This window comes from Thalassovita litoralis (assembly GCF_900182725.1).
GTDB lineage: Bacteria > Pseudomonadota > Alphaproteobacteria > Rhodobacterales > Rhodobacteraceae > Thalassobius > Thalassobius litoralis.
Genome location: NZ_FXTO01000046.1, coordinates 1 through 22,267, shown reverse-complemented (window position 1 = coordinate 22,267; position 22,267 = coordinate 1). Strand labels below are relative to the sequence as shown.

Below are 22,267 nucleotides of genomic sequence, written 5' to 3'. Positions count from 1 at the left end.
GGCGGCGGGTCGCCACCCGATATGACCGCTGCCCCGAAGTCTTCCTCTCGGCCATCGCTCTCGCCGCAACAGTCATGTTTTGGTTATGAGTCCTGAGCCTAGGCGCAATTATTTTCATTTGGTGTCTTCTTTTTCAACAGGATCAGGCAGCCCCCACTGCGCTGTTCCCGCTTCATGTGCAGAACGTCTAAAGACTTAACTAGTTTACGACAGGAAACCCCTTCTGACCATAGTTTTGTCACATTTCGCAGGCCGAAAAAACATTTAACTAACTGATATTTAATATGAATTTAAATATTCATAATGCAAAATTCGTAAAATCCATGCCTTAAATATGCCACAAATTCGAGGATCACAGCGATTTTGGAAACATTACCGCGAATCAACCCCCATCAATACAACCCTTGAAAACAGCAAAAAAACGGGCGCACAGATCGCTGTGCGCCCTTCTGATCGGTCTGACTAAACTGGTTGCGCGCTATTCGGTCTTACGCGCCGGGGGTTTGATCAGGGATTCCGCCGTATAGACCAAAATCGCAGCACCAATGGCCCCCATCACGGCAACCCCCAAGAACACGATCACATCAATCGGGCCACCGATATCAGACAGGCCAGAATTGGTCATCGCCATCACAAACCACACCGCAGCCACGGCCCCAAAGGGCATAGACACCTGCGCCCACAAAAATTTCCGCCAGCTCACAGAGCGATCACGGATCAGCACATACAGATAGGCCAGCGTGACCAAAACAGCCGCCGCAACCATCACCCAGAACAGCGTGCGACCAAAGATTTCCTCGAACACGGCAATCAAAGTGCCAAAAGTAAGGTCTTTCATCTCATATCCTCCTTAGGCGCGGCCACGCAGCATGGCGTTATAGGTGGCTTTCAGCGCCACCTCTTTCATCAGCCATGAAATCCACAACTCTTCCAGCGGGGCGATGATACCGGGGAAGGACGGGGTCAGGTTGTTGTTATAGTCAAACTCGACCAGCATCGCCCGGCCAATGCGGGTGATCATCGGACAGGACGTATAACCATGATAGGTTTCGGTGGGCTGGGTGCCGGTAATCGCGGATACGATCCCATCCTCGACCACGGGCACCTGCCATTTGACCGACGCGGCGGTTTTACCCTTGGGTACGCCAGCCACATCCCCCAGCGCCCAAATGCTATCGTAGCGCAGGTGGCGCAGGGTGAATTTATCGCATTCAACCCATCCCTGATCCGTCCACTTGTCAGCCCAGCTTAGGCCGGACTGGCGGATCACTTCGGGGGCGCGCTGCGGCGGGATGACATGCAGATAATCATACTCCATTTCCGCATCACCATCCGGCGTGGCAAAAGTGGCCCGTTTCTGCCCCGCATCCACAGCCTTCAGCACATGGGAATAAGCCGGGGCGATGGTCCGATCCTCGAACAGCATCCGCACCTTTTCCGCCACGATCGGCACACCAAATAGCGCACCGGAATTGTTGGCATAGGTGATCTTGGCCTTACCGCGATTGCCCGCACGGCGCAGACGGTCGTCAATCAAGAAGGTATGTTTCAGCGGCGCACCGGCGCATTTCATTTCCGTCGCGGGACGGGTGAAAACACCGTGACCGCCCTCTTCTGCGAATTTGCTGGCTGCCCGCCATGTGGCAGCGGCATATTGCGGCCCGGCATACAGCGCACCGATGCCATTCTGGCCAACCATGTCCAGCGAAAACCCTTCGATTGCATCGTGATCCAGTATCAAACCCGGCGCGACGACAAGGAAATCATAAGGCACGGTTTGCCCGGATTCTGTGGCAACCGTCTTTGCCTCGGGATCAATGGCGGCGGCTTTTTCAGCGATCAGCGTCACGCCCGACGGCAGCCAGTCCGTCGTTTTCGACAGAACGTAATCCGCAGGTTTCAAGCCCGCAGCCACCAGCGACAGGCCCGGCTGATACAGATGTTCCTTGCGCGGGTCGATCAGCGTGATCTGTGCCCCGTCCAATCGCGTGACCAGACGGTTCGCCAGCGCGGTGCCGCCTGCCCCCGCGCCGATGATCACGATTCGGGCCTTGGTGGGAATGGGGGCTGCGTGTGCGGATTGCGCCGTGGTTACAGCGGCACCAGCCGCCATTCCCCCCGCCGCAAGGCCAAAAAACGCCCGGCGATTAAGGTTCAATTTGTCTGTCTTGGTGGGCATTGAGATCCTCCTCAGAGTCGTGTGGGGATTTGTCAAAAAGCACAAATCGCGCCGGGTGGATGGGGTAGAAACCTGCCTGCCTGCCGCGCAATGATATGCCAAACGATGCAACGGGGAGAGACCGCATTTTGCCACCCCTCCCCGTCTTTTGCCTTTTCCGGGACGCGTGGATCAGGCGGTGTCGTCGTGTTCTTCGGTCAGGCGGGCATCCTCCCGCATTTCCAGCCACATCGCGTTCAGCACCGCGAACATGGCGGCCAGCGGAAGGCCCAGAAGCCAAGCGAAATACCACATGTCTGTTTCCTTTCCTTAGTAGACCGAGTGGGAGTTTTCAGTGACATCCTGTTCCGTCACCTTGCCCCACAGCACTTTGTAAACCCATGCCGTATAAGCCAAAATCAGCGGCATGAAGATCAGGGCGCAAACCAGCATCACAAACAGCGTCAGGTGCGAGCTGGAGGCATCCCAGACCGTCAACGAACTGTTGGGATCAATTGTGGACGGCAGGATGAACGGGAACATGGTCAGGCCAACGCTGGCGATGATCCCGGTGATGGCCATTTTAGAAAACAGCAGCGTCGACACTTCGCGCCCTGCCCGCAGGCCCAGCACCGCCAGCGCAATCCCGACAAACCCCATCAGCGGTGCAATCGCAATCCACGGGCGGGCGCCATAGGCCGACAACCAGCTTCCACCACGGGCCACTTCGCTATACAGCGGGTTGGACGGACCATCGGTCACTACATCGCCCACAATCGCGAACCCGTCGATCCCAACGGCAAGCCACAGACCGGCCAGCGCATAAGCAGCGGCAGCAACGATCCCGGCAACGGTGCCAATACGGCGGGCGCGGGCGGCCAGTTCGCCTTCGGTTTTCAGGCCCAGCCATGCCGACCCGTGCATCACCAGCATTGACAGCGACACCAACCCAGCCAGCAACGCATAGGGGTTCAACAGCCCCAGAAGCTTCATGATGGCATTGCCCGGATACATCGGCATCAGATCGGGGGTCAGGTAAAACGGCACACCTTGCAGCACGTTGCCCACGGCCACGCCAAACACCAGCGCCGGAACCGCGCCGCCAATGAACAGCGCCCAGTCCCAACCGTTGCGCCATTGGGTCGACTCCTGCTTGGAGCGGTACTTGAACGCCACCGGACGCAGGATCAGCGCCGCCAACACAAGGAACATCGCCAGATAGAAGCCCGAAAAGCTGACCGCATACAGCGGCGGCCACGCGGCAAAGATCGCACCACCGCCAAGGATGAACCAAACTTGGTTCCCTTCCCAGACAGGGCCAACCGTGTTGATGATCACGCGGCGTTCCGTATCGGTTTTCCCGACAAAGGGCAGCAAGGCACCGACACCCATATCGAACCCGTCGGTCAGGGCAAATCCGATCAGCAGGACGCCCAGCAGCACCCACCAGATCACGCGCAGAAACTCGAAAGTCAGAAGGTCATGAAGGATCATAGCGATTACTCCGCAGGGGTTTCGGCCGCAAACGGGCCTTTGCCGTCATGGGTCCGCAGGCGGTGGGCATGGCGTTCCATCCATGCGTCGGTTTCTTCGACATCCATGTAGGGGCCTTTGCGGATGTATTTCAGCATCAGGCCCATCTCGATGATGAACAGGACGGTGTAGAAGATCACGAAGCCCGCCAATGTGATCAGAAGATCAACAATGCTTAGATGCGACGCCGACAATGCGGTGGGCAGCACGCCATCCACCGTCCACGGTTGGCGGCCAAATTCCGCGACGAACCAGCCCAGTTCCGCAGCCAGCCACGGGGTCGGGATGATGATCACCGCAGCCCGCAGCGCCCAACGTGGGAACCGCATTCCACGGAACGACGCGCGGTAGAAGAAATACAACATCACACCGATAAAGCTGAACCCAAGCGCCACCATGACGCGGAACGCCCAGAACAGCGGGAACACACCGGGGATCGTATCGACCGCCGCCTTGGCGATCTGTTCTTCGGTCGCCTGACGCGGATCATCGACATACCGTTTCAACAGCAGGGCAAAGCCCAAATCCTCGGAATGTTGTTCAAAGGTCCGGCGCACTGCTTCGGGGGTTGCGTCGCGCTGTTCGCGGACGGTCATCAACGCATCATAGGCGATGATACCGGATCGGATCTTGTCCTCGGCCTCGATCACCAGATCGTTGATACCCGGCACAACCTCGGTCAGGGACCGGGTGGTGATCAGCCCCGCAACCCACGGGATTTCAATCGCGTAATGGGTTTCACGGGCTTCCTGATCGGGGAAACCGACAACGGTGAAGGGGGCCGGGGCATCATGCGTTTCCCACATCGCTTCCATCGCGGCCAGTTTCATCCGCTGGGTATGGGTGGCCGAATACCCGGATTCATCGCCCAGAATGACCACCGAAAACGCCGATGCCAAGCCAAAGGCCGACGCCACCGCAATGGACCGCCGCGCCAGATCGGTATGGCGTCCTTTCAGCAGATACCACGCTGACACACCCAGCACGAACACGCTGGCCGTGACATAACCGGCGGAAACGGTGTGAACGAATTTCGCTTGTGCAACCTCGTTAAAAACAACCTCGAAGAAGTTGACCATTTCCATCCGCATCGTATCGGGGTTGAATTCAGCGCCAACCGGGTTCTGCATCCAGCCATTCGCAATCAGAATCCACAAAGCCGAGAAGTTCGACCCAAGCGCCACCAGCCATGCCACCACAAGGTGCGCCACCTTCGACAGCTTGTCCCACCCAAAGAAGAACAACCCGACAAAGGTTGCTTCGAGGAAGAACGCCATCAGCCCTTCGATGGCCAGCGGTGCGCCGAAAATGTCGCCAACATAGTGACTGTAATAGCTCCAGTTCATACCGAACTGGAATTCCATGGTGATCCCGGTTGCCACACCCAACACAAAGTTGATGCCGAACAGGGTTCCCCAGAATTTGGTCATTTGCCGCCAGATCGGACGGCCCGTCATCACATATACCGTCTCCATGATCGCTACGATGATCGACAGACCAAGCGTCAGCGGCACAAAGAGGAAGTGATACATCGCCGTCATCGCGAACTGGAGGCGCGATAGTTCAACGAGTCCGAACTCCATAATACTTGCTCCTGATACGCGATGTTAAAAGCTACATCGCAGATACGTATTATGGTTTTGATATATGTATATTCAGCACAGGTTTATTGACATGGATCAAACCTATATCAATAATTCACCTTATCACGACCTCGTGAGGTGAATTTCACGATCTGCGGCGGCGCGTTCTTCGGGCCGATGCGCGGCCAACAGAATCGCGGTCTGCGGCAGATGGGTGCGCATTCCCTGCATGACACGAATGGCGGTGGCGCTATCCACACCTTCGGTCGGTTCATCCAGCAACAAAATCGCCGGACAGCGCAACAAGGCACGCGCCAGCACCAAGCGACGCCCTTCGCCACCAGACAGGCCGCTTCCGCCGGGACCAAGCAGCAGGTCCAGCCCACCGCGCGGTTCCACAACATGCCAAAGCTGACAGGCGATCAGCGCCTGCCTCATCTGCTTGGCCGTGGCCTTGGGATCAGCCAGCCGCAAATTTTCAGCGATACTGCCCTGCACCAAAGCCGCGCGTTGCGGCACATAGGTCAAAACACCGCGCAAACCGCGCTGGGACAAGCCGGGCAGCGGACAATCCCCCACCATGACTTGCCCTGCATCCGGGGCAATCAACCCGGCAGCAATCTGCAACAGCGTGCTTTTCCCAACCCCGCTTGGCCCGGTCAAAGCCACGGTTTCCCCCGCCGCTACCGTCAATGAAAAATCTGACAGGATCGGCTGCGCCGTAGCAGCCCGGCGAAAGGTCACACCTGTCAGGCGCAATGGCCCCATCGGAACAGGCCCCGCAGGATCGTCCGGGATGCGCCCCGGCAACACGGCAGTCACACGGCGGGCCGCCTGCACAATCCGCCCCGTATCGGACAAAGCGCGGCGCAGCGGGATCAGCGTTTCAAACAAGGCCAAAGCCGCAAAAACAGAAATGGCTGCGGCTGCCGGGGTAATCAAACCAGATTGCGCCAGCAGCCCCCCAAACGTCATAGCAAACGCCACGGCAATGCCAGCCGTCAAACTCAGGGAAACACCCGCGCGCCGTTCGATCCTGTCCAATTGCCGCAAGTGATCATTCCGGCGCACTTGGGTCTGGGTCAATTGATCCAAATGGCAGGGCAGTTGGCCATAGACCACCAAATCGCGCCGCGCCTGTATCAGATCAACCGTTGCGCTGCGCAAAATCTGCGCCTGTTCTTCGGCCTGCCGCGACGGATCGGTGGCGGCCCGAATACCCAGCACCAGCACCAGCGCTGCCCCAACCAGAAAAATCGCCGTCAGGATCACCGCCAGCCACCAATCCACCAGCCAGCCGATCACCACCATCACCGTCAGATGCGTAATCACCCCTGCCATGAGTGGCAGCGTCAGGCGCAGGCTTATCCCGTCCAGCGCATCCACATCTGCCGTGATCCGGTTCAAAACCTGTGCCGCCCGCAGGGTTTGCAACGCTTCCCAAGGCTGTGCCGCAAAGCCACGCAACAGCCGCACCCGCAGGCTGGTCAACGCGCGTAATGTGGCATCATGCGTCAGCAACCGCTCTCCGTACCGGGCCGCAGTACGCCCCAACGCCAGAAACCGAACCATTGCAGAGGGACGAAATACATCAAACACCCTGCCTGCCCCGGCCATGCCCGCAGCGGCCGCAGCAGTGATAAACCACCCCGACAATCCCAACAGCGCCGCGCCCATCAACAACACCAATACGGACAGCGCCGCCCCCCGTATCATAGCGGTGCGCTGATCGCGGACCATCAGGCCCAGAATATGCAGGACCGCTTTCATAGCTCGCCCCCTGCCCCCGGCAAATCAATCCGATACGCCATTCGGGCAATCAGCGCCGGGTCGTGCGTTGCCACAATCAAGGTGCAGCCCGTCGCGGCCAGTTCCAGCATCCCCTGCATCACCGTTTCCGCCGTTTCGGCATCCAAATCAGACGTAGGCTCATCTGCCAGCAACACCAGCGGATGTGCCTGCATGGCGCGGGCCAGCATCGCCCGGCGTGCCTCGCCGCCGGACAGGCCCGCACCGGTTTCGCCCAGCACGGTATTCAGCCCTTGCGGCAGCGTTGCCAATACAGACCCCAGCCCGGCCCGTTTCAAAATATCCGCCTCTGGCACTTGGCCGAACCCGATATTTTGCGCCAACGTCTGATTCAGAAAATGGGGCTGCTGCGGCATCCAGCCCAAACCGGCCCGCCACCCGTCTGCGGTGTCATCCGTCAATATCTGGCCCGCCACACTGATTTGCCCGGTCGCCGGACGCTCTAGCCCAGCCAACAAACGCAGCAATGTGGTCTTGCCCGCGCCGCTGGGGCCAGTCACCGCTACAGTAGCCCCGGCAGGCAGCGTGATGTCAGGATAGCGCAGGTTTTGCCCGTTCCGCAGCACGGATAAATCAGTCATCGCAATCTCTGCTGACCCCACCAAACGCGGCTGCACAGCCCCGGTGCCAAGGATCACCTGCCCCGCGCCCTGTTCGCGCTGTGCCAGCTCCTGCGCCACAGCCAACGCCCCCGCCCGATCATGCCAAGCCGCTGCCAGATCACGCAGGGGTTGGAAAAACTCGGGCGCCAGAAGCAACAGGTAAATCCCGGCCCAAGGCGTGACCGGACTGCCCCATGTTCCCCAGCTCACCTCTCCCAGCAGGGCAAAACCGACCCAGACGGCCACCATTGCCACCCCAATCGCTGAAAACAATTCCAACACGGTCGACGATAGGAACGCGATCCGAAGCACCGCCATTGTGCGGTGCCGCAATGCGTGGCTGGCATTTTCAAACCCCGCAATCGCGGGCTGCGTCGCATCCAGCAAACGTATGTCAGACAAAGCTGCCAGCCGATCCACCAGCAGATCGTTCAACTGACCGATTTCAACCATCTGGCGTTCGCTGGCCTGTTGCGCGGCCCATCCCACCAACGCCATGAATACCGGGATCAACGGCCCCGCCATCAGCAGAACCAACCCCACCGCCCATGAATGCCAAAACGCAATCGTCAGGATCAACAAAGGGATCACCCGCACCCGCATCTGGGCCGGGGCATAGCGTGTCAGATAGGGGATCAACGCATCCAGCTTTTCCTGCGCCAGCGCCGCAATCGCCCCCGGACCACCCTGCACAGCATCCGCCCGCCGCGTTTCCTGTACCCACAGGCGGCGGCGCGTTTCAGTCACAACCCGCTCTGCCGCGTTGAACAGTTTCTTTTCGGCAGATGACGCAATCAGCGCCCGCAGCCCGGCCAATCCCAGATAGCCACCCCCCAGAAACAGCGGTGAAACAGGCAAATCCCCTGCCAGCAATCCAGCCAGAAGCGTTGCAATCAGCGCCGCCTGTGCAAACCAGATCAATGAGGCGAACAGCCCCAAAACCGCGCCAGTGCGAATACCCGCCTGCCCCGCAGACAATACATTCGCCAAAGCGGTCTTCCCGGTCTGCATGTGCATTCCCACCCTCGCCACATCCCGCACGCTAGCGGGGCGCCCGTTTCATATATTGCTTTCCAGATATATCTTTTCCCCCACCCCCATCAAGGGGCGCGACCCTATGCATCAATTCGACCTTTCAGAGGGCGGAAAGTCGGCTTGGTCGGGAACGCCCCCCTTGGATAGGGCGGCGAAACAGCAGCGATTGACGCAGAAAGCCGAGGCAGGGCGAGCCATTGATCATGTCAAAGGCTGCACCGCGCAGGAGCGGAACGCCTCAGGGGCCAGCGCAGAACGGCACTTGCGACACGCCCACCGCATCAATCGTATCAACGCCATGAATCGACACGCCTTCGGTGCCAATGCGAATGATGTCGTAATTGGCGGGACCGTCGATCCATTGCGGTTGCGGGTTGTCAAATTCTTGCATGAACTGATGCGAAGCCGCACGCCCAGCGTGATAGGCAATACCCGAAGCGGTGATCCCATTGAGTGGGATATGGATATGACCGAACACCATATACCGCACGCCACCCCGGTGAGCTTCTAAAACCGCCATCAACTGCGCCGCATCATGAAAACCGATGAAGTCGAAATGCGCCATGCCATGCGGCACCGGCGGATGGTGTACAAAGATTGTGGCCGGGGTATCGGGCCGTGTGGCAAGGGTTTCGCGCAACCAGTTGGCGCGGGTTTCGCAAAACCGCCCGCCAATCTCGCCTTCGCTCAGCGAGTCGAGAAAGATAAGCTGATCCGCACCCTCGTTCACTTCGAGTACAGATTGCACAAAACCCGCCGGGTCCACCGGATGCTGGGGAAAGGCGGCGCAAAACGTATCGCGCCGATCATGGTTGCCCAAAAGCAGACGCACCGGCATAGGCATATCGCCCAGCAGTTCACGCAACATCGCATAGGCGCGCGGCTCGCCGGAATTGGCCAGATCCCCCGTAATCACCAAGAGATCAGCATCGGCCTGATGGGTGCGTACATGGGCCAAAATATGCGCCAGCCGCGCGCCGGGGTCGAGCGTGTAAAGGCGCTCTCCGGGGGGCACCAAATGCGTGTCTGTGATTTGGATGATTTTCGTCGTCGTTTGGGACATGAGTGGTTCCTTTTGTTGCCGCAGCGCTAGGCCATCTCGATGACATTTTCGTAACACACTGATCTGAAAGTTTTTTTCTTAAAACCTTCACAGTGATGTTGCTGAACCATCATCTTCCATCCGCAGAACCCCGATCGTTAATACAACCTGCCCTTCCGTCCGCGACGCGGACCTGATGGAGACTACCATGCTCAAACACCTGACCGGCGCCGCCCTTGTGGCGCTTGCGGCTACCGCTTCGGCAGAGGCCAAGACGCAAATCACCTGCCTGACGAACGCCGGCCACCTGACGCGCCAGCACGAACCCCTAGTCGCGCAATTCAACGCGATGCAGGAAGAGATCGAAGTCGTCTATGCGGCCCCCGCACAGAACTACGCCGACACCCACATCAAACTGCTGCGCGCCTCGGCCACCAACACGCTGCCCGATTGCGCCTTTGAAGCCTACAATCAGCTTCCCTCGCTTGCCCGCGCCATGGCCGCACGAGGCCAGATCGTCAATCTGGACGAGATGATGGCAACGGAAGGGGCCGATTGGAAAGCGGCCAACTATTCCGAACAGATGCTCAACCTTGGCCGCGTTGACGGTGTGCAATATGGTATGCCGTTCAACGCCTCGGTCGCACAATGGTATGTGAACACCGATCTGCTGAAACAAGCGGGCGTGGACCTTGATAGCCTGAAAACGTGGGACGGTGTGCTGGCCGCCGCCGCCAAAGTAAACGCTCTTGGCGATGATATCGGTGGCCTGTCCTTCGCCGCCGACCAATGGGGCGACGACTGGCTGCTGCAAGTGCTGATCGAACAGCAAGGCGGCGCGATGCTCAATGATGCAGGCGACACGATTGCCTTTGACGCCGAAGACCGTTCGCTCAAAGCGATGGAACTGCTGCGTCGCATGGTCACCGAAGGCGGGTACAACCCGGCCATCGACGTAGACACCCAACTGACCGCCTTCACCGAAGGTAAACTGGGTATCTACGCGAACTCGCCCGCCTCGGCGAAAATGATCCAAGAACGCGTCGGCGGTGCTTTTGACCTGCATTCGGTCAAATTCTCGGTCTGGGATGAAGAGAACGGCACCCTGCCCACCGGCGGCAATGCCGCGATCATCACCACCACTGACCCGGAAAAAGCCGCCGCTGCCTGGACCTACATCAAGTTCCTGACCGGGCCGGAAGGGCAAAACCAAACCGCGCGCAACACCGGCTATCTGCCCACCAACCTTGGCGCACTCGCCGAGGAATATCTGGGCGCCTACTACGCCGAAAACCCCTATTTCGCAACGCCCTCGACCCAATATGAGCGCGCAGGCAAATGGTGGGGCTACCCCGGCACGCAATCGGAAAAAATCTGGCGTGATCAGCGCTCGGTGATCCGTGGCGTGATGCTGGGCGAAATGACCCCGCAAGAAGGCGCGACCGAGATCAAAGCAATCGCCGAAAAACTGATGAAGCGCTGAACCGCTTCGCATGACCAAGGCGGGGGCCAATGGCCCCCGTTCGCACATTCAGGAAACAGATCATGGCGCGCCTCACGCTCAGCGATATTCACAAATCCTTTGGCTCCACCGAAGTGCTCAAGGGCATTTCGCTTGATGTGGCGAACGGCGAGTTTCTTTCGCTCGTCGGTTCCTCGGGCTGTGGTAAATCCACCCTTTTACGCATCATCTCTGGGTTAGAGACTCCCGACCGGGGCACCATTGAAATTGACGGCAAAGCCATGACCGCGCTGGCCCCCAAAGCGCGCGGCGTGGCGATGGTGTTTCAAGATTACGCGCTTTATCCGCATATGACGGTCGCGCAGAACATGGCGATGCCGCTGATTATGGCGCGGTTGCCATTTCATGCGCGACTGCCGGGGATGAAATGGCTGACCCCGCATCTGGCCCCATTACGCGCCGAAATGGCAGGGCAAGTAGAACAGGTCGCGCAGCAATTGCACATTGATCATCTGCTGGAACGCCGCCCGGCGCAGCTTTCGGGCGGGCAGCGCCAGCGCGTTGCACTGGGTCGCGCCTTGGTACGGAATCCCACGCTGTTTTTGATGGACGAACCGCTATCGAATCTTGACGCCAAACTACGCGTAAAGGTGCGCACCGAAATCGTGGACTTGCACCGCGCCTCTGGCCTGACCTTCGTCTATGTCACCCATGATCAAGTGGAGGCGATGACAATGTCGGACCGTGTTGCGCTGTTGCAGGCAGGCACGCTGCTGCAAGTCGCGCCCCCGGCCACGCTTTACGCTGAACCGCAGTCGATTGACGTGGCCAAATTCATCGGCAGCCCCGAGATCAACCTGTTGCCGGTCTGCGCCGAGCCGGAGGGGCTGCGCCTTGGTGCAACGCTTTTGCCGCTGTCGCACGGGTTCAAGCCGGGCACCGATCTTATAGTGGGCCTGCGCCCCGAAGCCCTTCGCCTCTCCGCCCCCGGTCTCGCCCAGCTTCGCCCCGCAGAAGGCCCCGAACTGCAACTTGATATGGTGCAGGCAAGTATAGAAGATCTGGGAAGCGAAATTGTTGTGCATGGTGCGGTGGCCGCGCTGCCAGATATTGCGCTGCGCATCCGCGCACAAAAAAGCTTGCAGTCCGGCGTGCATAAAATTGCCCTGCCAGAGCGGCTCAGTCTCCATGCTCCAATGGCAACGGCGGTCATCTTTGACATCAATGGCAAACGCCTTGACCCGCAAAGCGTGGCGCGGCGGCAGGAGGCTCTCGCATGAGTGTGCGTACCACATTTGAACGCCGCCAAAACCGGATCGCCTATGCCTTCGTCGCTCCGGCAACCCTGCTGATCGTGCTGATCTACCTTGCCCCGATGGCCATGGTGGCACTGACCAGCTTCACCGATTACACGCTGGTAAGCGATTATTGGGAATGGGTCGGGTTTGATAATTATCGCCAGATGCTTGCCGATCCAGCGGTCAGCAATGCGGTGCGCAACACCTTCGTCTATGCGGCCCTGTTCCTGCCCGGAGCCTTTATTATTCCGCTTTTACTTGCCATCGCCATTCAAGAGCGCAAGCAATTCCGCTCGATCTTGGAACTGGTCTATTTCCTGCCCGTCACCTCGACACTGGCGGCTATGGCTTTGGTCTGGGCGGGCCTGATGGACAGCCGCCAAGGCGTGATCAACGCCGCACTCGGTTGGTTTGGACTTGGGCCGCTTAACTTTCTGGGCGATCCGGGTACGGTCTTATTCGCACTGGCGGGCATTTCGCTGTGGTCGGTGATTGGGTTCAATATGGTGCTGTTTTTGGCAGGCCTCACCGCCATCCCGCGTTCGCTTTATGAGGCCGCAGCAATCGACGGGGCCGATCACCCGGTCGATCAGTTCTTTCGCGTCACTTGGCCCATGCTTGCCCCCACATCGGTCTTTGTGGCCGTGACCTCCTCGATCACCGCGTTCAAGCTTTTTGACACCGTCGCGATTTTGACCAAGGGCAAACCTGACCATGCCTCGGAAGTGTTTTTATACCTGACCTTCCTGGAAGGGTTTGAATATTTCAACATGGGCTATGCCTCGGCGCTTTCGGTCGTGTTCCTTGGGGTAATCTTCATTTTCGCAGCAGTGCAGACCTTTTGGGCTGACCGCCAAACCCACTCTTAAGGAGGTCACAATGAGCCATATCACTGCCCCCCAAAGCGTAGCCCTCACCGCCAAACTGCGCCAAACCCTTGGCCAGATCCGCCCGGCCCATGTGGTCGTGACACTGGTGCTGTTCATAGGTGCGTGGCTGATGATCTTTCCCTACATCTGGATGGTGTCTTCCAGCCTCAAGCCCGCCGCCGAGGTTTATGACGCGGATTTCTCGATCATCCCAAAAACCTTTGCGGGCGTCAAAAACTACTCTGACGTTTTGTTCGGCCAACCCTATCCGCGTTTCATGCTCAACAGCTTGATCGTCTGTGTGGGTATTTTGGCTGTACAATTGCTGACCGCCGTGCCTGCGGCCTATGCGCTTGCCAAATTTCGTTTTCGCGGCTCGGCCATCTTGCTTGGCACTGTGATTGCCTGCCTGACGATCCCGATCAACGTGACCTCGATCCCGATCTATCTGGGTTTGGTAAAGGTTGGGCTGCTCGACACCTATATGTCTATGATGTTCCCCTTCTTCGTCTCGGTCTTTGCAATCTTTCTGTTTCGTCAATTCTTTCGCGGCTTTCCTGACAGCATCATTGATGCCGCGCGCGTCGATGGCATGACCGAAATCGAAATCGTGCTGCGTCTTATTCTACCAGCCGCCCTGCCCGCGATTGCCGCGTTTTCCGTGTTTTCCTTTGTGTCGCACTGGAACGATCTTTATTGGCCGCTGATCGTGGTGCAAAGCCAAGACAAGATGACAGCAACACTGTCAATGATGCAGTACCAATCCGAGTTCGACACCAATTACGGGCGCAGCTTCGCCGCTGCCACGGTAGTCACAATCCCCATGCTTCTGGTTTTCCTGTTTGCCCGCCGCGCCTTCATCCGGGGCATTACGATGAGCGGCGTTAAAGGCTGAGCGCAGGAAAGGCCCGATCAACAAGATTTTCAAGCGCGACGCCGCTTCACCAAATGAGGCCGCGTCGCGCCGGTATCCAGTGCTGGCTCGCTTTGATTCCAGGAAAATTTCATCACTGATCGGCATGTTGTGAACGACAAGCGCTTGGGTTCGCCATTTTTCACGCCAACCAACAACCACACGGGACCGAAAAAGGGGATCAGAAATTTCCCAATCCCACTAAACATCCAATTTTTTAGGATTTTCCACCCAGAAGTGGTGCCGGTGAAGGGACTCGAACCCCCGACCCCATCATTACGAATGACGTGCTCTACCAGCTGAGCTACACCGGCACTTCTTGGGCAAGAGTGATACTCTTGTGGACCGGGGCTATAGCACCCCGGTCGGGGCTGGGAAAGACCTATTTTTGGTCTTCCCTGATCTCTTCTGCATCAACGACTTCGATCGCGCTGTCTTCGACGATTTCGGCCTCTGGAACCTCTTCGTCAGGCGGCGTGTCATCGCTTGGTGCATCCTCAGGCATCGGGTCTGCGCTGTGGTCTTCCAGTGCGCCGACAATCAGCGGCAGCATGGCAACGCCGGTGGCGCTGCTGACCGATGTTGCAGGCGGTGCAGCCCATTCCAGCGTATCGAAGGCTTGACAGTTTTCGCAAACCGGCACCCATTCCGCATGAATGTTGTGGCAATTGCTGCACACCCATTGCGGCCCCCGCGGGGCGTTCAGTGCGCGGGCCAGCCAGCCTTTGACCACGACATCGGGCGCACCTTCGCCACGTTCCACAGCCGCCATAATGGTCAAGGCGCGGGAATCGGGGTTATCCTCGATCAGATCCCCCAGCGCACGACGGGCAGCGGGGAAATCCTCGGCTGCGATAAACAGTTCAGCCTGAACCAGTTGGGTTTCGCGATTGTCCGGGTTGATCTTTAGCAGTTTTTCAAACCGTTTCAGGCGATCCTGTGGGGTTTCATCCGGGGCAATCGCGGCAAAGGCAGCCGCCAAATCGGGATGCGGCTGGGCCTCCCATGCTTTTTTCAGGATACGAGTCGCCAGCTTGGGCTTGCCCTTTTCGATATACCCACGGGCCGCATAACAGGCCGCCGGGATCAGATCAGGGGACAGGCGGTTTGCTTCGATCGCGGATTCGCGGGCGTCGATGTCATTGCCATCATCCAGCACGCCCTTGGCTTGCGACAAGGCCAGAACCGCATCGCGACGTTTGTGTACATCGCGGGGCAACGACCCCTGCTTCAGTTTCAGGCTCAGGGTTTCACGCGCACCGGACCAGTCCCGCGCCTGCGCCTGAAGCTTCAGCAAGATGTCCTGCGTTTCTTCGTGCTTGGGGCGCAGGGCAATGGCCTTTTCCGCCAGCTTCCGGGCGGTATCGGCATCACCATCGGCCAGTTTCTGCTTCATGATCCCGCGCACACCGACAAACCGGGTGCGATCATCGGCCAGCAGCTTTTTATAGGTTTCTTCGGCCTTTTTCCGGTCCCCGGCCAGTTCCGCCGCCTGTGCGGTCAGCAAGTTGGTCAGCTCTGGTTTTTCCAGATATTTTTCGGCCTTGGCGGCCTTGGTCATCGCCAGCCGCGCCTCGCCCGAGGCAAGGGCCATCATGCCTTCGGTCAGGGCTTTGTAGCCTTTGCGTTCCCGGTTCCGGTCAAAATAACGGGACAGCGCCGTTTCATCCCCGTTCAGGAATTTCAGCACCGCAACCGTCAAAGCCGCCAGCTTCAGCAACAGCCAGACTGCAAAAACCAGCACCAGCAGCGCAAGCACCGAATTCAGCGGCGTCAGGTTCAGTTCAACCCCGCCCACGGCAATGCGCACACCGCCATCCAGTTCCAGCAAATACCCCGCGCCAAGGGTGGCGGCAGCGACCAGGGCAACGAAAACGACAATCTTAATCAGTGACCACAACATGTTCGTTTCCCCTTAGTTCGACGCCACTTGGGCGCTCAGGTCTTCGGCGGCGGCGACCGCCTCGACGCGTTGGGTGGCTTTGGCCATCCAGTCCGTCAATTCCACGCGGCCCTGTTCGGGCAACACTTCCAGTTCGGCCAGCGCATCAGCCAGACGATCATCTGCCAGCGCAGCTTCGGCGCGGGACAGGACGGCATCGGCATCCGCCCCTTCTTTGGGTTCCAGCGAACGCAACCCCAACTGGTTGCGCAGGAAATTCCACGCACTGCCGCCGCTGCCTTCGGCCTTGCGAGCGGCAGCCAGCGCCTTGCGGGCGGGTTCGGGGAATTCTGCGGCCAGTTCGGTCATGGTAGCCACACCATTTTCCGAAACCTTGGACAACGTTGGCGGAACATCCACGCCCGCCGCGGTCAGATCAGACAACGCACCGGCGAATCCCTTGCCCGTATCCAGCGCCACCTGAACGCGTGACACGGCGGATCGGATCATCGCCTGTTGCGCGGTCAGTTCCGCATCTGCCTTTTGCTGTGTCGCAGCATCCAGAAGGCCCTGAATTTCGGCCTTCTGCTTGTCCATCGCATCTTTCAGCGCCTTCAATTCCCGCTCATAGGCTTCGACAGCGGCAGCAGGGGCGCCCCCTTCGGCAACGGGGCGTTTTTCCAATGCGGACAAACGGGCCTCGACCGCGGTCAGTTTTCCGGTCAGATCTGTCACGCTATCGTTCAGGGCTGAAACAGAACCGGGCAACGTTTCCAATTCTGGTGGCGTTGCGGGTCGCGCCTCGACCTTGGTCAGGCGGCTTTCCAGTTTAGCCAGCGCATCAGCCTGTTTCTGTATCGTCGCCGCCATCTGTTCCACACCCGAAGACGCTGCCACGCCGGGCCAGCCTTCGGGGAACACGAAACGGGACGCCCCAAATCCAAGACCGGCGGCCACGATCCCGCCCAGCACCAGCGGAACAAACCCGCCTTTGCGCGGTGCCGGTTCCGCAATTGGGGCCGGGGGCGTTTCCGGTTCCGATACATCCTGAACCTCGGCCGCATCATGCTGCGGGGGTTCGTCAGCATCTTCGGGCAGGTCTTCTGCAACATCATCCGTTGCAGCGTCTTGGTCCAAAGCTTCCTCGGCCTCGTCCGCCTTGTTTTCATCCACGTCCGGCCCTGCCGCGTCTTCGATCACTGGCGCATCATCATCTGCCGGGGGTTCGGACGGTTCCTGTGTTTGCTCCTCGATGATGACAGCGTCCGCGATTTCTTCGGTCGGAACCTCTGGGGTTTTCTTGTCTTTTTCGGGGTCGGACACCACGCGCCATCCTTTCGAATCTGAAAACGAATTCTTTTGCACTGATAAGACTAATTGGCCGGAGTTTAACCCTCAATACAGGTATCTGCGTCTATCAGTCCCTCTATCAATTCCAGCATCGCCTGCGCATTCGGTGCATTGGCCACGAAAATGCGCGCAATGGGGCTGTTGCGTAATTCCTGCGCTGCGGCGTCGCTGATCGCCACAGCCCACACCGGGGCCACCCCGGTATATTGTTTCGCAAACAGCCCTGCGGTTCTGGGGGAAAAAAGCGGCACTATCACGGGTAAATCGCCATTTAGCAGGGTTTGCGCCGCATCGGACAACGGCACCCCCATCTGGGCATAAACCACGCGTTCATCCGTTGGGATACCTGCGGCGGTCAAGGTCTGCGCAATTTGCCCACGCGCATGTTCCCCCCGCAGATGCAGCAATGGCCCCTTTGGCGCGTCGGCCAAAATCCGCCGGATCAAGACCTGTGCATCGGCCCCGGCGCTGATCGGCTCCATGCCAGCCCGGCGGGCGGCATCCGCCGTTGCATCCCCCACCGTATAGCATTTCACCCCCGGCGCCCCAAACGGCACCGCATTGACCGAGGTCAGGATTAATCCCCGATACGCGGAAATATCCGGTGCCGTTCCAATCGGCACGATATCCAACAACGGAGAGGACACAATCCGCAGATTCCCACCAACCCGCGCCCGCAATTGCGCGGCAAATCGTTCGGCACCGTCTTTGGGGCGAGTCAACAGGATCGAGGGGCGCATTTCACAGGCCGGGATTGTTTGAACCTGTATCTGGTGTTACCTGCCAGTCAGTTATGTTGCAACGGGCAGGGGCATGGACCGCACGATTACCATTCTGGGGCTGGAAAGCAGCTGCGACGATACCGCCGCCGCCATTGTGCGCGTGGGACCGGACGGGCCTGTAATCCTGTCATCCGTGGTTCACGGACAAACAGACCTGCATGCGGCCTATGGCGGGGTCGTGCCGGAAATCGCCGCCCGTGCCCATGCGGAAAAGCTGGATATCTGTGTCAAACAGGCCCTAACACAGGCTGAAATTGACCTGAATACAGTGGATGCCATCGCCGTCACTGCGGGGCCGGGGCTGATTGGGGGCGTGTTGTCTGGCGTCATGTGCGCCAAAGGAATCGCCGCCGGGACGGGCAAACCGCTGATCGGGGTCAACCATCTGGCAGGCCATGCGCTGACCCCACGGCTGACCGATCAGGTGGCGTTTCCCTATTTGATGCTACTGGTCTCCGGCGGGCATTGTCAGTTCCTGCTGGTGCGCGGCACTGATGATTTTACCCGGTTGGGCGGCACGATTGACGACGCCCCCGGCGAAGCCTTCGACAAAACCGCGCGGCTTTTGGGATTGGCGCAACCCGGTGGGCCATCGGTTGAACGGGATGCCCAAACAGGCGACGCAAAACGTTTTGCCTTTCCGCGTCCTTTGCTAGATCGGCCCGGCTGCGATATGTCCTTTTCCGGGCTGAAAACCGCGCTGCTGCGGACACGGGATCAAGTGATCGCCGAAAAGGGCGGCCTGACCCGTCAGGATCGCGCGGACATGAGCGCCGGTTTCCAAGCCGCCGTTTGCGACGTTCTGGCCGAAAAAACCCGGCGGGCCATTGCCGAATATCTGGCGGAAACACCCGCTGTTCCCGTGCTGGCAGTGGCCGGGGGTGTTGCAGCCAATCAGGCCATTCGCGCAAGGTTAGAGACTGTTTGTGCTGAAAATGGCGTGGCCTTCACCGCCCCCCCGCTGCGTCTGTGTACGGATAACGCGGCAATGATCGCCTATGCCGGGGCGGAACGGTTTCTGGCTGGTGAAACCGATGACATGACGCTGGCCGCCCGCCCCCGCTGGCCACTGGACAAACGCAGCCCTGCCTTGCTGGGTAGCGGTAAAAAAGGTGCGAAGGCTTGACGCAACGCCCCGCCTTGTGAACGATATTCATATGAATGGAGACAGAACATGTACGTTTCGCTGATCGCCCGTGACAAACCCGGCGCCTTGGACATCCGCAAAGCCAACCGGGCAGAGCATCTGGCCTATATCGAAGCCACCGGCATTGTCGTGCAGGCTGGTCCGCTGCTGGATGACGCCGAAGAAATGTGCGGTTCACTGGTGATTCTGGACGTCGACACGATGGAACAGGCCGAAAACTGGGCGGCAAACGATCCTTATGCAAAGGCCGGTTTGTTCGACAATGTGGAACTGATCCGCTGGAAAAAGGTCATCGGCTGATGCGCTACTGGCTGTTCAAATCCGAACCCGACACCTGGGGCTGGGACGACCAGGTCGCCAAGGGTGACGCGGGCGAGGAATGGGACGGCGTGCGCAACTATCAGGCCCGTAATTTCATGCGAGAGATGACGCTGGGCGACCGCGGGTTTTTCTATCACTCGCAAAAGGACAAGGCGATTGTCGGGGTGGTCGAGGTAATCACCGAGGCACATCCCGACAGCAAAACCGACGATCCGCGTTGGGAATGCGTGGACATCAAGGCCGTGAAGCCCGTGAAAACGCCTGTCACGCTGGCACAAATCAAAGACACTCCAGCCCTGTCCGACATGGCGTTGGTCCGCAGTTCCCGCCTGTCGGTTCAGCCCGTGACCGAACAGGAATGGACCATCGTTTGCCAGATGGCCGGAATTGAACCATAGGACGATCAGGCTGAAACAGGGTCGAATTCAGGGGGTTTCGGGATGAACTATCTGGGCATTCTGGTGGCTGCACTGGCCGCTTATGGCTTTGGCGCTGTCTGGTATATGATGCTGGCACCGCATTGGGTGCAAGCCGCAGAAATCAAGACAGATACAAACGGCCAACCCCTGAACAAAGGGGCGCCGCTTCCCTATGTCATCGCCTTTGTGTCCTGCCTGTTGGTGGCAGGCATGATGCGCTTTCTGTTCACAGAAATCGGTGTCAGCGGATGGGACGAAGGGCTGATCGGCGGCCTGTCGATCGGGTTGTTCCTGTCTGCCCCGTGGTTGACCACATGCTATGCCTTTGCCGGGCGCCCGATAGCATTGACGCTGATTGACGGCGGCTATGCCGTGGGCGGCAGCATTCTGGCTGGGATCGTGCTGACCCTGCTGTAATCAGGCGACAGATTCCACCGCTTCGCAAATGCTGGTGATGATCGCATCCAGCAGCGCCTCGTCCTCGGCCTCGCCCATCACACGAATCAGCGGCTCGGTGCCGGATTTGCGGATCAACAGGCGCCCGGTCATCCCCAAGCGTTTTTCCCCGTCGGCAATCGCAGCCTGCACACAATCGGTTTCCAGTGGCAGCTTACCCTTGGCAAAGCGGACATTCCGCAGAATTTGCGGCACCGGATCAAAAACCTGCGTCAGTTCGCTGGCCTTTTTGCCGGTTTCCACCATCGCCCGCAGGAATTGTAACGCTGCGATCAAACCATCGCCCGTGGTGGCATAATCGGTCATTACGATATGGCCCGACTGTTCGCCCCCCAGATTAAACCCGCCTTCGCGCATACGCTCCACAACATAACGGTCGCCCACGGCGGTGCGTTCCAATGCGATACCCTGCTGGTTCAAATAGCGTTCCAGCCCAAGGTTGGACATCACAGTTGCCACCAGCGCGTTCCCCTGCAACAGACCCTCTTTGGCCCACATCGAGGCAATAAGCCCCATGATCTGATCGCCATCCGCAACCTTGCCGGTTTCATCCAGAATGATCACACGATCCGCATCGCCATCCAGGCAAATCCCCAGATTGGCGCGGGTTTCCCGCACCTTGCGCGCCGCCGCTTCAGGGGCGGTTGATCCGCAATCTTCGTTGATGTTGCGCCCGTTCGGGGCCACACCCAGCGCCACAACTTCGGCCCCGAGTTCCCACAAAACGTTCGGTGCGGCCTTATATGCAGCGCCATTCGCACAATCCAGAACCACGCGCAGCCCATCCAGCCGCAATCCGCGCGGGAAGGTGGTTTTGGCATATTCCACGTAACGGCCCAGCGCGTCATCCACCCGCTTTGCCCGCCCGATGTTTTCCGGTGCTGCCAAGGTGACACCTTCGTTCAACAGGCGTTCAATTTCCGCCTCGGCTTCGTCCGACAGTTTGAAACCATCGGGGCCGAAAAACTTGATGCCATTGTCATAAGCTGGATTATGGCTGGCGGAAATCATCACGCCCACATCCGCCCGCATGGATCGGGTCAGATACCCAATCGCCGGTGTCGGCATCGGTCCCAGCAAAAACACATTCATCCCGGTTGACGTGAATCCGGCCGTCAGCGCGTTTTCCAACATATAGCCCGACAGGCGCGTGTCCTTGCCAATCACAACCCGGTGGTCCTGTTGATCGCGCCGGAAATACCGCCCCGCCGCAGCGCCCAGCTTCATCGCCAGTTCAGCGGTCATCGGATAGGTATTGGTCAGGCCGCGCACGCCATCGGTGCCGAACAAGGAACGGGACATCGGAAAATCACCTGTAATTCATCTGCCCGCCTGTCTAAACCCCGCTCAACGATGTGTCCAGAACGGCGACGGTGACTAACCCGTAGGCAAATAAGCAAGGTTTCGCTGCTTTGCAGCATTTCAAGGGCAATGCGACTTGCTGGTTTCAATATCTGTTAGGACTGTTCCAGCAGAATAACTTTTGGTGAACTTCTGCACTGCCCTAGGCTCAGGACTCATAACCAAAACATGACTGTTGCGGCGAGAGCGATGGCCGAGAGGAAGACTTCGGGGCAGCGGTCATATCGGGTGGCGACCCGCCGCC

General features: G+C 58.9%; 20 protein-coding genes, 1 tRNA gene and 2 pseudogenes. 9 read left to right on the top strand and 14 right to left on the bottom strand.

Features of this window, described 5'->3' with window-relative positions; genetic code table 11:
- Positions 1 to 89 (top strand): annotated as a pseudogene (locus tag FN828_RS19160) (IS5/IS1182 family transposase); the annotation flags it as partial.
- Between the two features lie 389 nt (positions 90 to 478).
- Here the strand turns inward: FN828_RS19160 and FN828_RS19155 are convergent.
- The 8 genes from FN828_RS19155 to FN828_RS19120 all read right to left on the bottom strand — a co-directional run bounded on the left by FN828_RS19155 (position 479) and on the right by FN828_RS19120 (position 9,783).
- The gene (locus tag FN828_RS19155; RefSeq protein WP_142494934.1) at positions 479 to 838 is read right to left on the bottom strand and encodes a DUF5368 domain-containing protein; all 360 of its coding nucleotides are present in this window, start codon (positions 836 to 838) and stop codon (positions 479 to 481) included.
- A 12-nt stretch (positions 839 to 850) separates the two neighbouring features.
- Entirely contained in the window at positions 851 to 2,179 is a 1,329-nt protein-coding gene (locus tag FN828_RS19150) for an NAD(P)/FAD-dependent oxidoreductase (RefSeq protein WP_185959096.1), read from the bottom strand.
- Positions 2,180 to 2,350: 171 nt separating this feature from the next.
- Positions 2,351 to 2,473 (bottom strand): cytochrome bd-I oxidase subunit CydX, encoded by a 123-nt coding sequence (gene cydX, locus FN828_RS19145; RefSeq protein ID WP_142494933.1) that lies wholly within the window; start codon positions 2,471 to 2,473, stop codon positions 2,351 to 2,353.
- Positions 2,474 to 2,488: 15 nt separating this feature from the next.
- Positions 2,489 to 3,652 carry a cytochrome d ubiquinol oxidase subunit II gene (cydB, locus tag FN828_RS19140; protein WP_142494932.1) on the bottom strand — a complete coding sequence of 388 codons (1,164 nt, stop codon included), beginning with the start codon at positions 3,650 to 3,652 and terminating at the stop codon, positions 2,489 to 2,491.
- Positions 3,653 to 3,657: 5 nt separating this feature from the next.
- Positions 3,658 to 5,274 (bottom strand): cytochrome ubiquinol oxidase subunit I, encoded by a 1,617-nt coding sequence (locus tag FN828_RS19135; RefSeq protein WP_142494931.1) that lies wholly within the window; start codon positions 5,272 to 5,274, stop codon positions 3,658 to 3,660.
- A 123-nt stretch (positions 5,275 to 5,397) separates the two neighbouring features.
- Positions 5,398 to 7,044, bottom strand: coding sequence for an amino acid ABC transporter ATP-binding/permease protein (locus tag FN828_RS19130; protein ID WP_142494930.1), 1,647 nt, complete (start codon positions 7,042 to 7,044; stop codon positions 5,398 to 5,400).
- On the bottom strand, positions 7,041 to 8,696 hold the full coding sequence (gene cydD, locus FN828_RS19125; protein ID WP_235891537.1) for a thiol reductant ABC exporter subunit CydD: 1,656 nt from the start codon (positions 8,694 to 8,696) through the stop codon (positions 7,041 to 7,043). The genes FN828_RS19130 and cydD overlap by 4 nt, the downstream gene beginning before the upstream one ends.
- 262 nt (positions 8,697 to 8,958) lie before the next feature.
- Positions 8,959 to 9,783, bottom strand: coding sequence for a phosphodiesterase (locus tag FN828_RS19120; protein ID WP_142494928.1), 825 nt, complete (start codon positions 9,781 to 9,783; stop codon positions 8,959 to 8,961).
- Positions 9,784 to 9,970: 187 nt separating this feature from the next.
- On the opposite strand from FN828_RS19120, the gene FN828_RS19115 reads away from it, so the two are divergent.
- The 4 genes from FN828_RS19115 to FN828_RS19100 all read left to right on the top strand — a co-directional run bounded on the left by FN828_RS19115 (position 9,971) and on the right by FN828_RS19100 (position 14,286).
- A complete protein-coding gene (locus FN828_RS19115) occupies positions 9,971 to 11,245 on the top strand; it encodes an ABC transporter substrate-binding protein (protein WP_185959095.1) in 1,275 nt (424 codons plus the stop codon).
- A 62-nt stretch (positions 11,246 to 11,307) separates the two neighbouring features.
- On the top strand, positions 11,308 to 12,504 hold the full coding sequence (locus FN828_RS19110; RefSeq protein ID WP_142494926.1) for an ABC transporter ATP-binding protein: 1,197 nt from the start codon (positions 11,308 to 11,310) through the stop codon (positions 12,502 to 12,504).
- Positions 12,501 to 13,391 (top strand): carbohydrate ABC transporter permease, encoded by an 891-nt coding sequence (locus FN828_RS19105; protein WP_142494925.1) that lies wholly within the window; start codon positions 12,501 to 12,503, stop codon positions 13,389 to 13,391. Before FN828_RS19110 ends, FN828_RS19105 begins: the two co-directional genes overlap by 4 nt.
- 10 nt (positions 13,392 to 13,401) lie before the next feature.
- Positions 13,402 to 14,286 (top strand): carbohydrate ABC transporter permease, encoded by an 885-nt coding sequence (locus FN828_RS19100; protein ID WP_142494924.1) that lies wholly within the window; start codon positions 13,402 to 13,404, stop codon positions 14,284 to 14,286.
- Between the two features lie 256 nt (positions 14,287 to 14,542).
- On the opposite strand, the gene FN828_RS19095 is transcribed toward FN828_RS19100, so the two are convergent.
- The 4 genes from FN828_RS19095 to FN828_RS19080 form a co-directional block, all read right to left on the bottom strand.
- Positions 14,543 to 14,618 (bottom strand) — tRNA-Thr (locus FN828_RS19095).
- A 68-nt stretch (positions 14,619 to 14,686) separates the two neighbouring features.
- Positions 14,687 to 16,207 carry a heme biosynthesis protein HemY gene (locus FN828_RS19090; protein WP_142494923.1) on the bottom strand — a complete coding sequence of 507 codons (1,521 nt, stop codon included), beginning with the start codon at positions 16,205 to 16,207 and terminating at the stop codon, positions 14,687 to 14,689.
- A 12-nt stretch (positions 16,208 to 16,219) separates the two neighbouring features.
- A complete protein-coding gene (locus FN828_RS19085; protein WP_142494922.1) occupies positions 16,220 to 17,509 on the bottom strand; it encodes a COG4223 family protein in 1,290 nt (429 codons plus the stop codon).
- Between the two features lie 65 nt (positions 17,510 to 17,574).
- Positions 17,575 to 18,276 (bottom strand): uroporphyrinogen-III synthase, encoded by a 702-nt coding sequence (locus tag FN828_RS19080; RefSeq protein ID WP_142494921.1) that lies wholly within the window; start codon positions 18,274 to 18,276, stop codon positions 17,575 to 17,577.
- A 73-nt stretch (positions 18,277 to 18,349) separates the two neighbouring features.
- Between FN828_RS19080 and tsaD the strand changes: the two genes are divergently transcribed.
- From tsaD to FN828_RS19060, 4 genes are read left to right on the top strand one after another with little or no spacing between them, the layout of a single operon-like run.
- Entirely contained in the window at positions 18,350 to 19,444 is a 1,095-nt protein-coding gene (gene tsaD, locus FN828_RS19075; protein ID WP_142494920.1) for a tRNA (adenosine(37)-N6)-threonylcarbamoyltransferase complex transferase subunit TsaD, read from the top strand.
- A gap of 48 nt (positions 19,445 to 19,492) precedes the next feature.
- Positions 19,493 to 19,765 (top strand): YciI family protein, encoded by a 273-nt coding sequence (locus FN828_RS19070; protein WP_142494919.1) that lies wholly within the window; start codon positions 19,493 to 19,495, stop codon positions 19,763 to 19,765.
- Complete coding sequence (locus FN828_RS19065) at positions 19,765 to 20,184, top strand: EVE domain-containing protein (RefSeq protein WP_142494918.1); 420 nt, start codon at positions 19,765 to 19,767, stop codon at positions 20,182 to 20,184. The genes FN828_RS19070 and FN828_RS19065 overlap by 1 nt, the downstream gene beginning before the upstream one ends.
- Positions 20,185 to 20,226: 42 nt before the next feature.
- The gene (locus FN828_RS19060; RefSeq protein WP_142494917.1) at positions 20,227 to 20,622 is read left to right on the top strand and encodes a DUF1761 domain-containing protein; all 396 of its coding nucleotides are present in this window, start codon (positions 20,227 to 20,229) and stop codon (positions 20,620 to 20,622) included.
- Here the strand turns inward: FN828_RS19060 and glmM are convergent, their stop codons facing one another.
- Entirely contained in the window at positions 20,623 to 21,963 is a 1,341-nt protein-coding gene (gene glmM, locus FN828_RS19055; RefSeq protein WP_142494916.1) for a phosphoglucosamine mutase, read from the bottom strand. It lies immediately after the preceding gene.
- A gap of 215 nt (positions 21,964 to 22,178) precedes the next feature.
- Positions 22,179 to 22,267: pseudogene (locus FN828_RS19050) on the bottom strand (IS5/IS1182 family transposase); the annotation flags it as partial.

What these genes read in the sequence shown, in the direction of transcription:
- FN828_RS19155 (WP_142494934.1), bottom strand. Translation starts at nt 838, where the DNA reads ATGAAAGACCTTACTTTTGGCACTTTGATTGCCGTGTTCGAGGAAATC.
- FN828_RS19150 (WP_185959096.1), bottom strand. Translation starts at nt 2,179, where the DNA reads ATGCCCACCAAGACAGACAAATTGAACCTTAATCGCCGGGCGTTTTTT.
- cydX (WP_142494933.1), bottom strand. Translation starts at nt 2,473, where the DNA reads ATGTGGTATTTCGCTTGGCTTCTGGGCCTTCCGCTGGCCGCCATGTTC.
- cydB (WP_142494932.1), bottom strand. Translation starts at nt 3,652, where the DNA reads ATGATCCTTCATGACCTTCTGACTTTCGAGTTTCTGCGCGTGATCTGG.
- FN828_RS19135 (WP_142494931.1), bottom strand. Translation starts at nt 5,274, where the DNA reads ATGGAGTTCGGACTCGTTGAACTATCGCGCCTCCAGTTCGCGATGACG.
- FN828_RS19130 (WP_142494930.1), bottom strand. Translation starts at nt 7,044, where the DNA reads ATGAAAGCGGTCCTGCATATTCTGGGCCTGATGGTCCGCGATCAGCGC.
- cydD (WP_235891537.1), bottom strand. Translation starts at nt 8,696, where the DNA reads ATGCAGACCGGGAAGACCGCTTTGGCGAATGTATTGTCTGCGGGGCAG.
- FN828_RS19120 (WP_142494928.1), bottom strand. Translation starts at nt 9,783, where the DNA reads ATGTCCCAAACGACGACGAAAATCATCCAAATCACAGACACGCATTTG.
- FN828_RS19115 (WP_185959095.1), top strand. Translation starts at nt 9,971, where the DNA reads ATGCTCAAACACCTGACCGGCGCCGCCCTTGTGGCGCTTGCGGCTACC.
- FN828_RS19110 (WP_142494926.1), top strand. Translation starts at nt 11,308, where the DNA reads ATGGCGCGCCTCACGCTCAGCGATATTCACAAATCCTTTGGCTCCACC.
- FN828_RS19105 (WP_142494925.1), top strand. Translation starts at nt 12,501, where the DNA reads ATGAGTGTGCGTACCACATTTGAACGCCGCCAAAACCGGATCGCCTAT.
- FN828_RS19100 (WP_142494924.1), top strand. Translation starts at nt 13,402, where the DNA reads ATGAGCCATATCACTGCCCCCCAAAGCGTAGCCCTCACCGCCAAACTG.
- FN828_RS19090 (WP_142494923.1), bottom strand. Translation starts at nt 16,207, where the DNA reads ATGTTGTGGTCACTGATTAAGATTGTCGTTTTCGTTGCCCTGGTCGCT.
- FN828_RS19080 (WP_142494921.1), bottom strand. Translation starts at nt 18,276, where the DNA reads ATGCGCCCCTCGATCCTGTTGACTCGCCCCAAAGACGGTGCCGAACGA.
- tsaD (WP_142494920.1), top strand. Translation starts at nt 18,350, where the DNA reads ATGGACCGCACGATTACCATTCTGGGGCTGGAAAGCAGCTGCGACGAT.
- FN828_RS19070 (WP_142494919.1), top strand. Translation starts at nt 19,493, where the DNA reads ATGTACGTTTCGCTGATCGCCCGTGACAAACCCGGCGCCTTGGACATC.
- FN828_RS19065 (WP_142494918.1), top strand. Translation starts at nt 19,765, where the DNA reads ATGCGCTACTGGCTGTTCAAATCCGAACCCGACACCTGGGGCTGGGAC.
- FN828_RS19060 (WP_142494917.1), top strand. Translation starts at nt 20,227, where the DNA reads ATGAACTATCTGGGCATTCTGGTGGCTGCACTGGCCGCTTATGGCTTT.
- glmM (WP_142494916.1), bottom strand. Translation starts at nt 21,963, where the DNA reads ATGTCCCGTTCCTTGTTCGGCACCGATGGCGTGCGCGGCCTGACCAAT.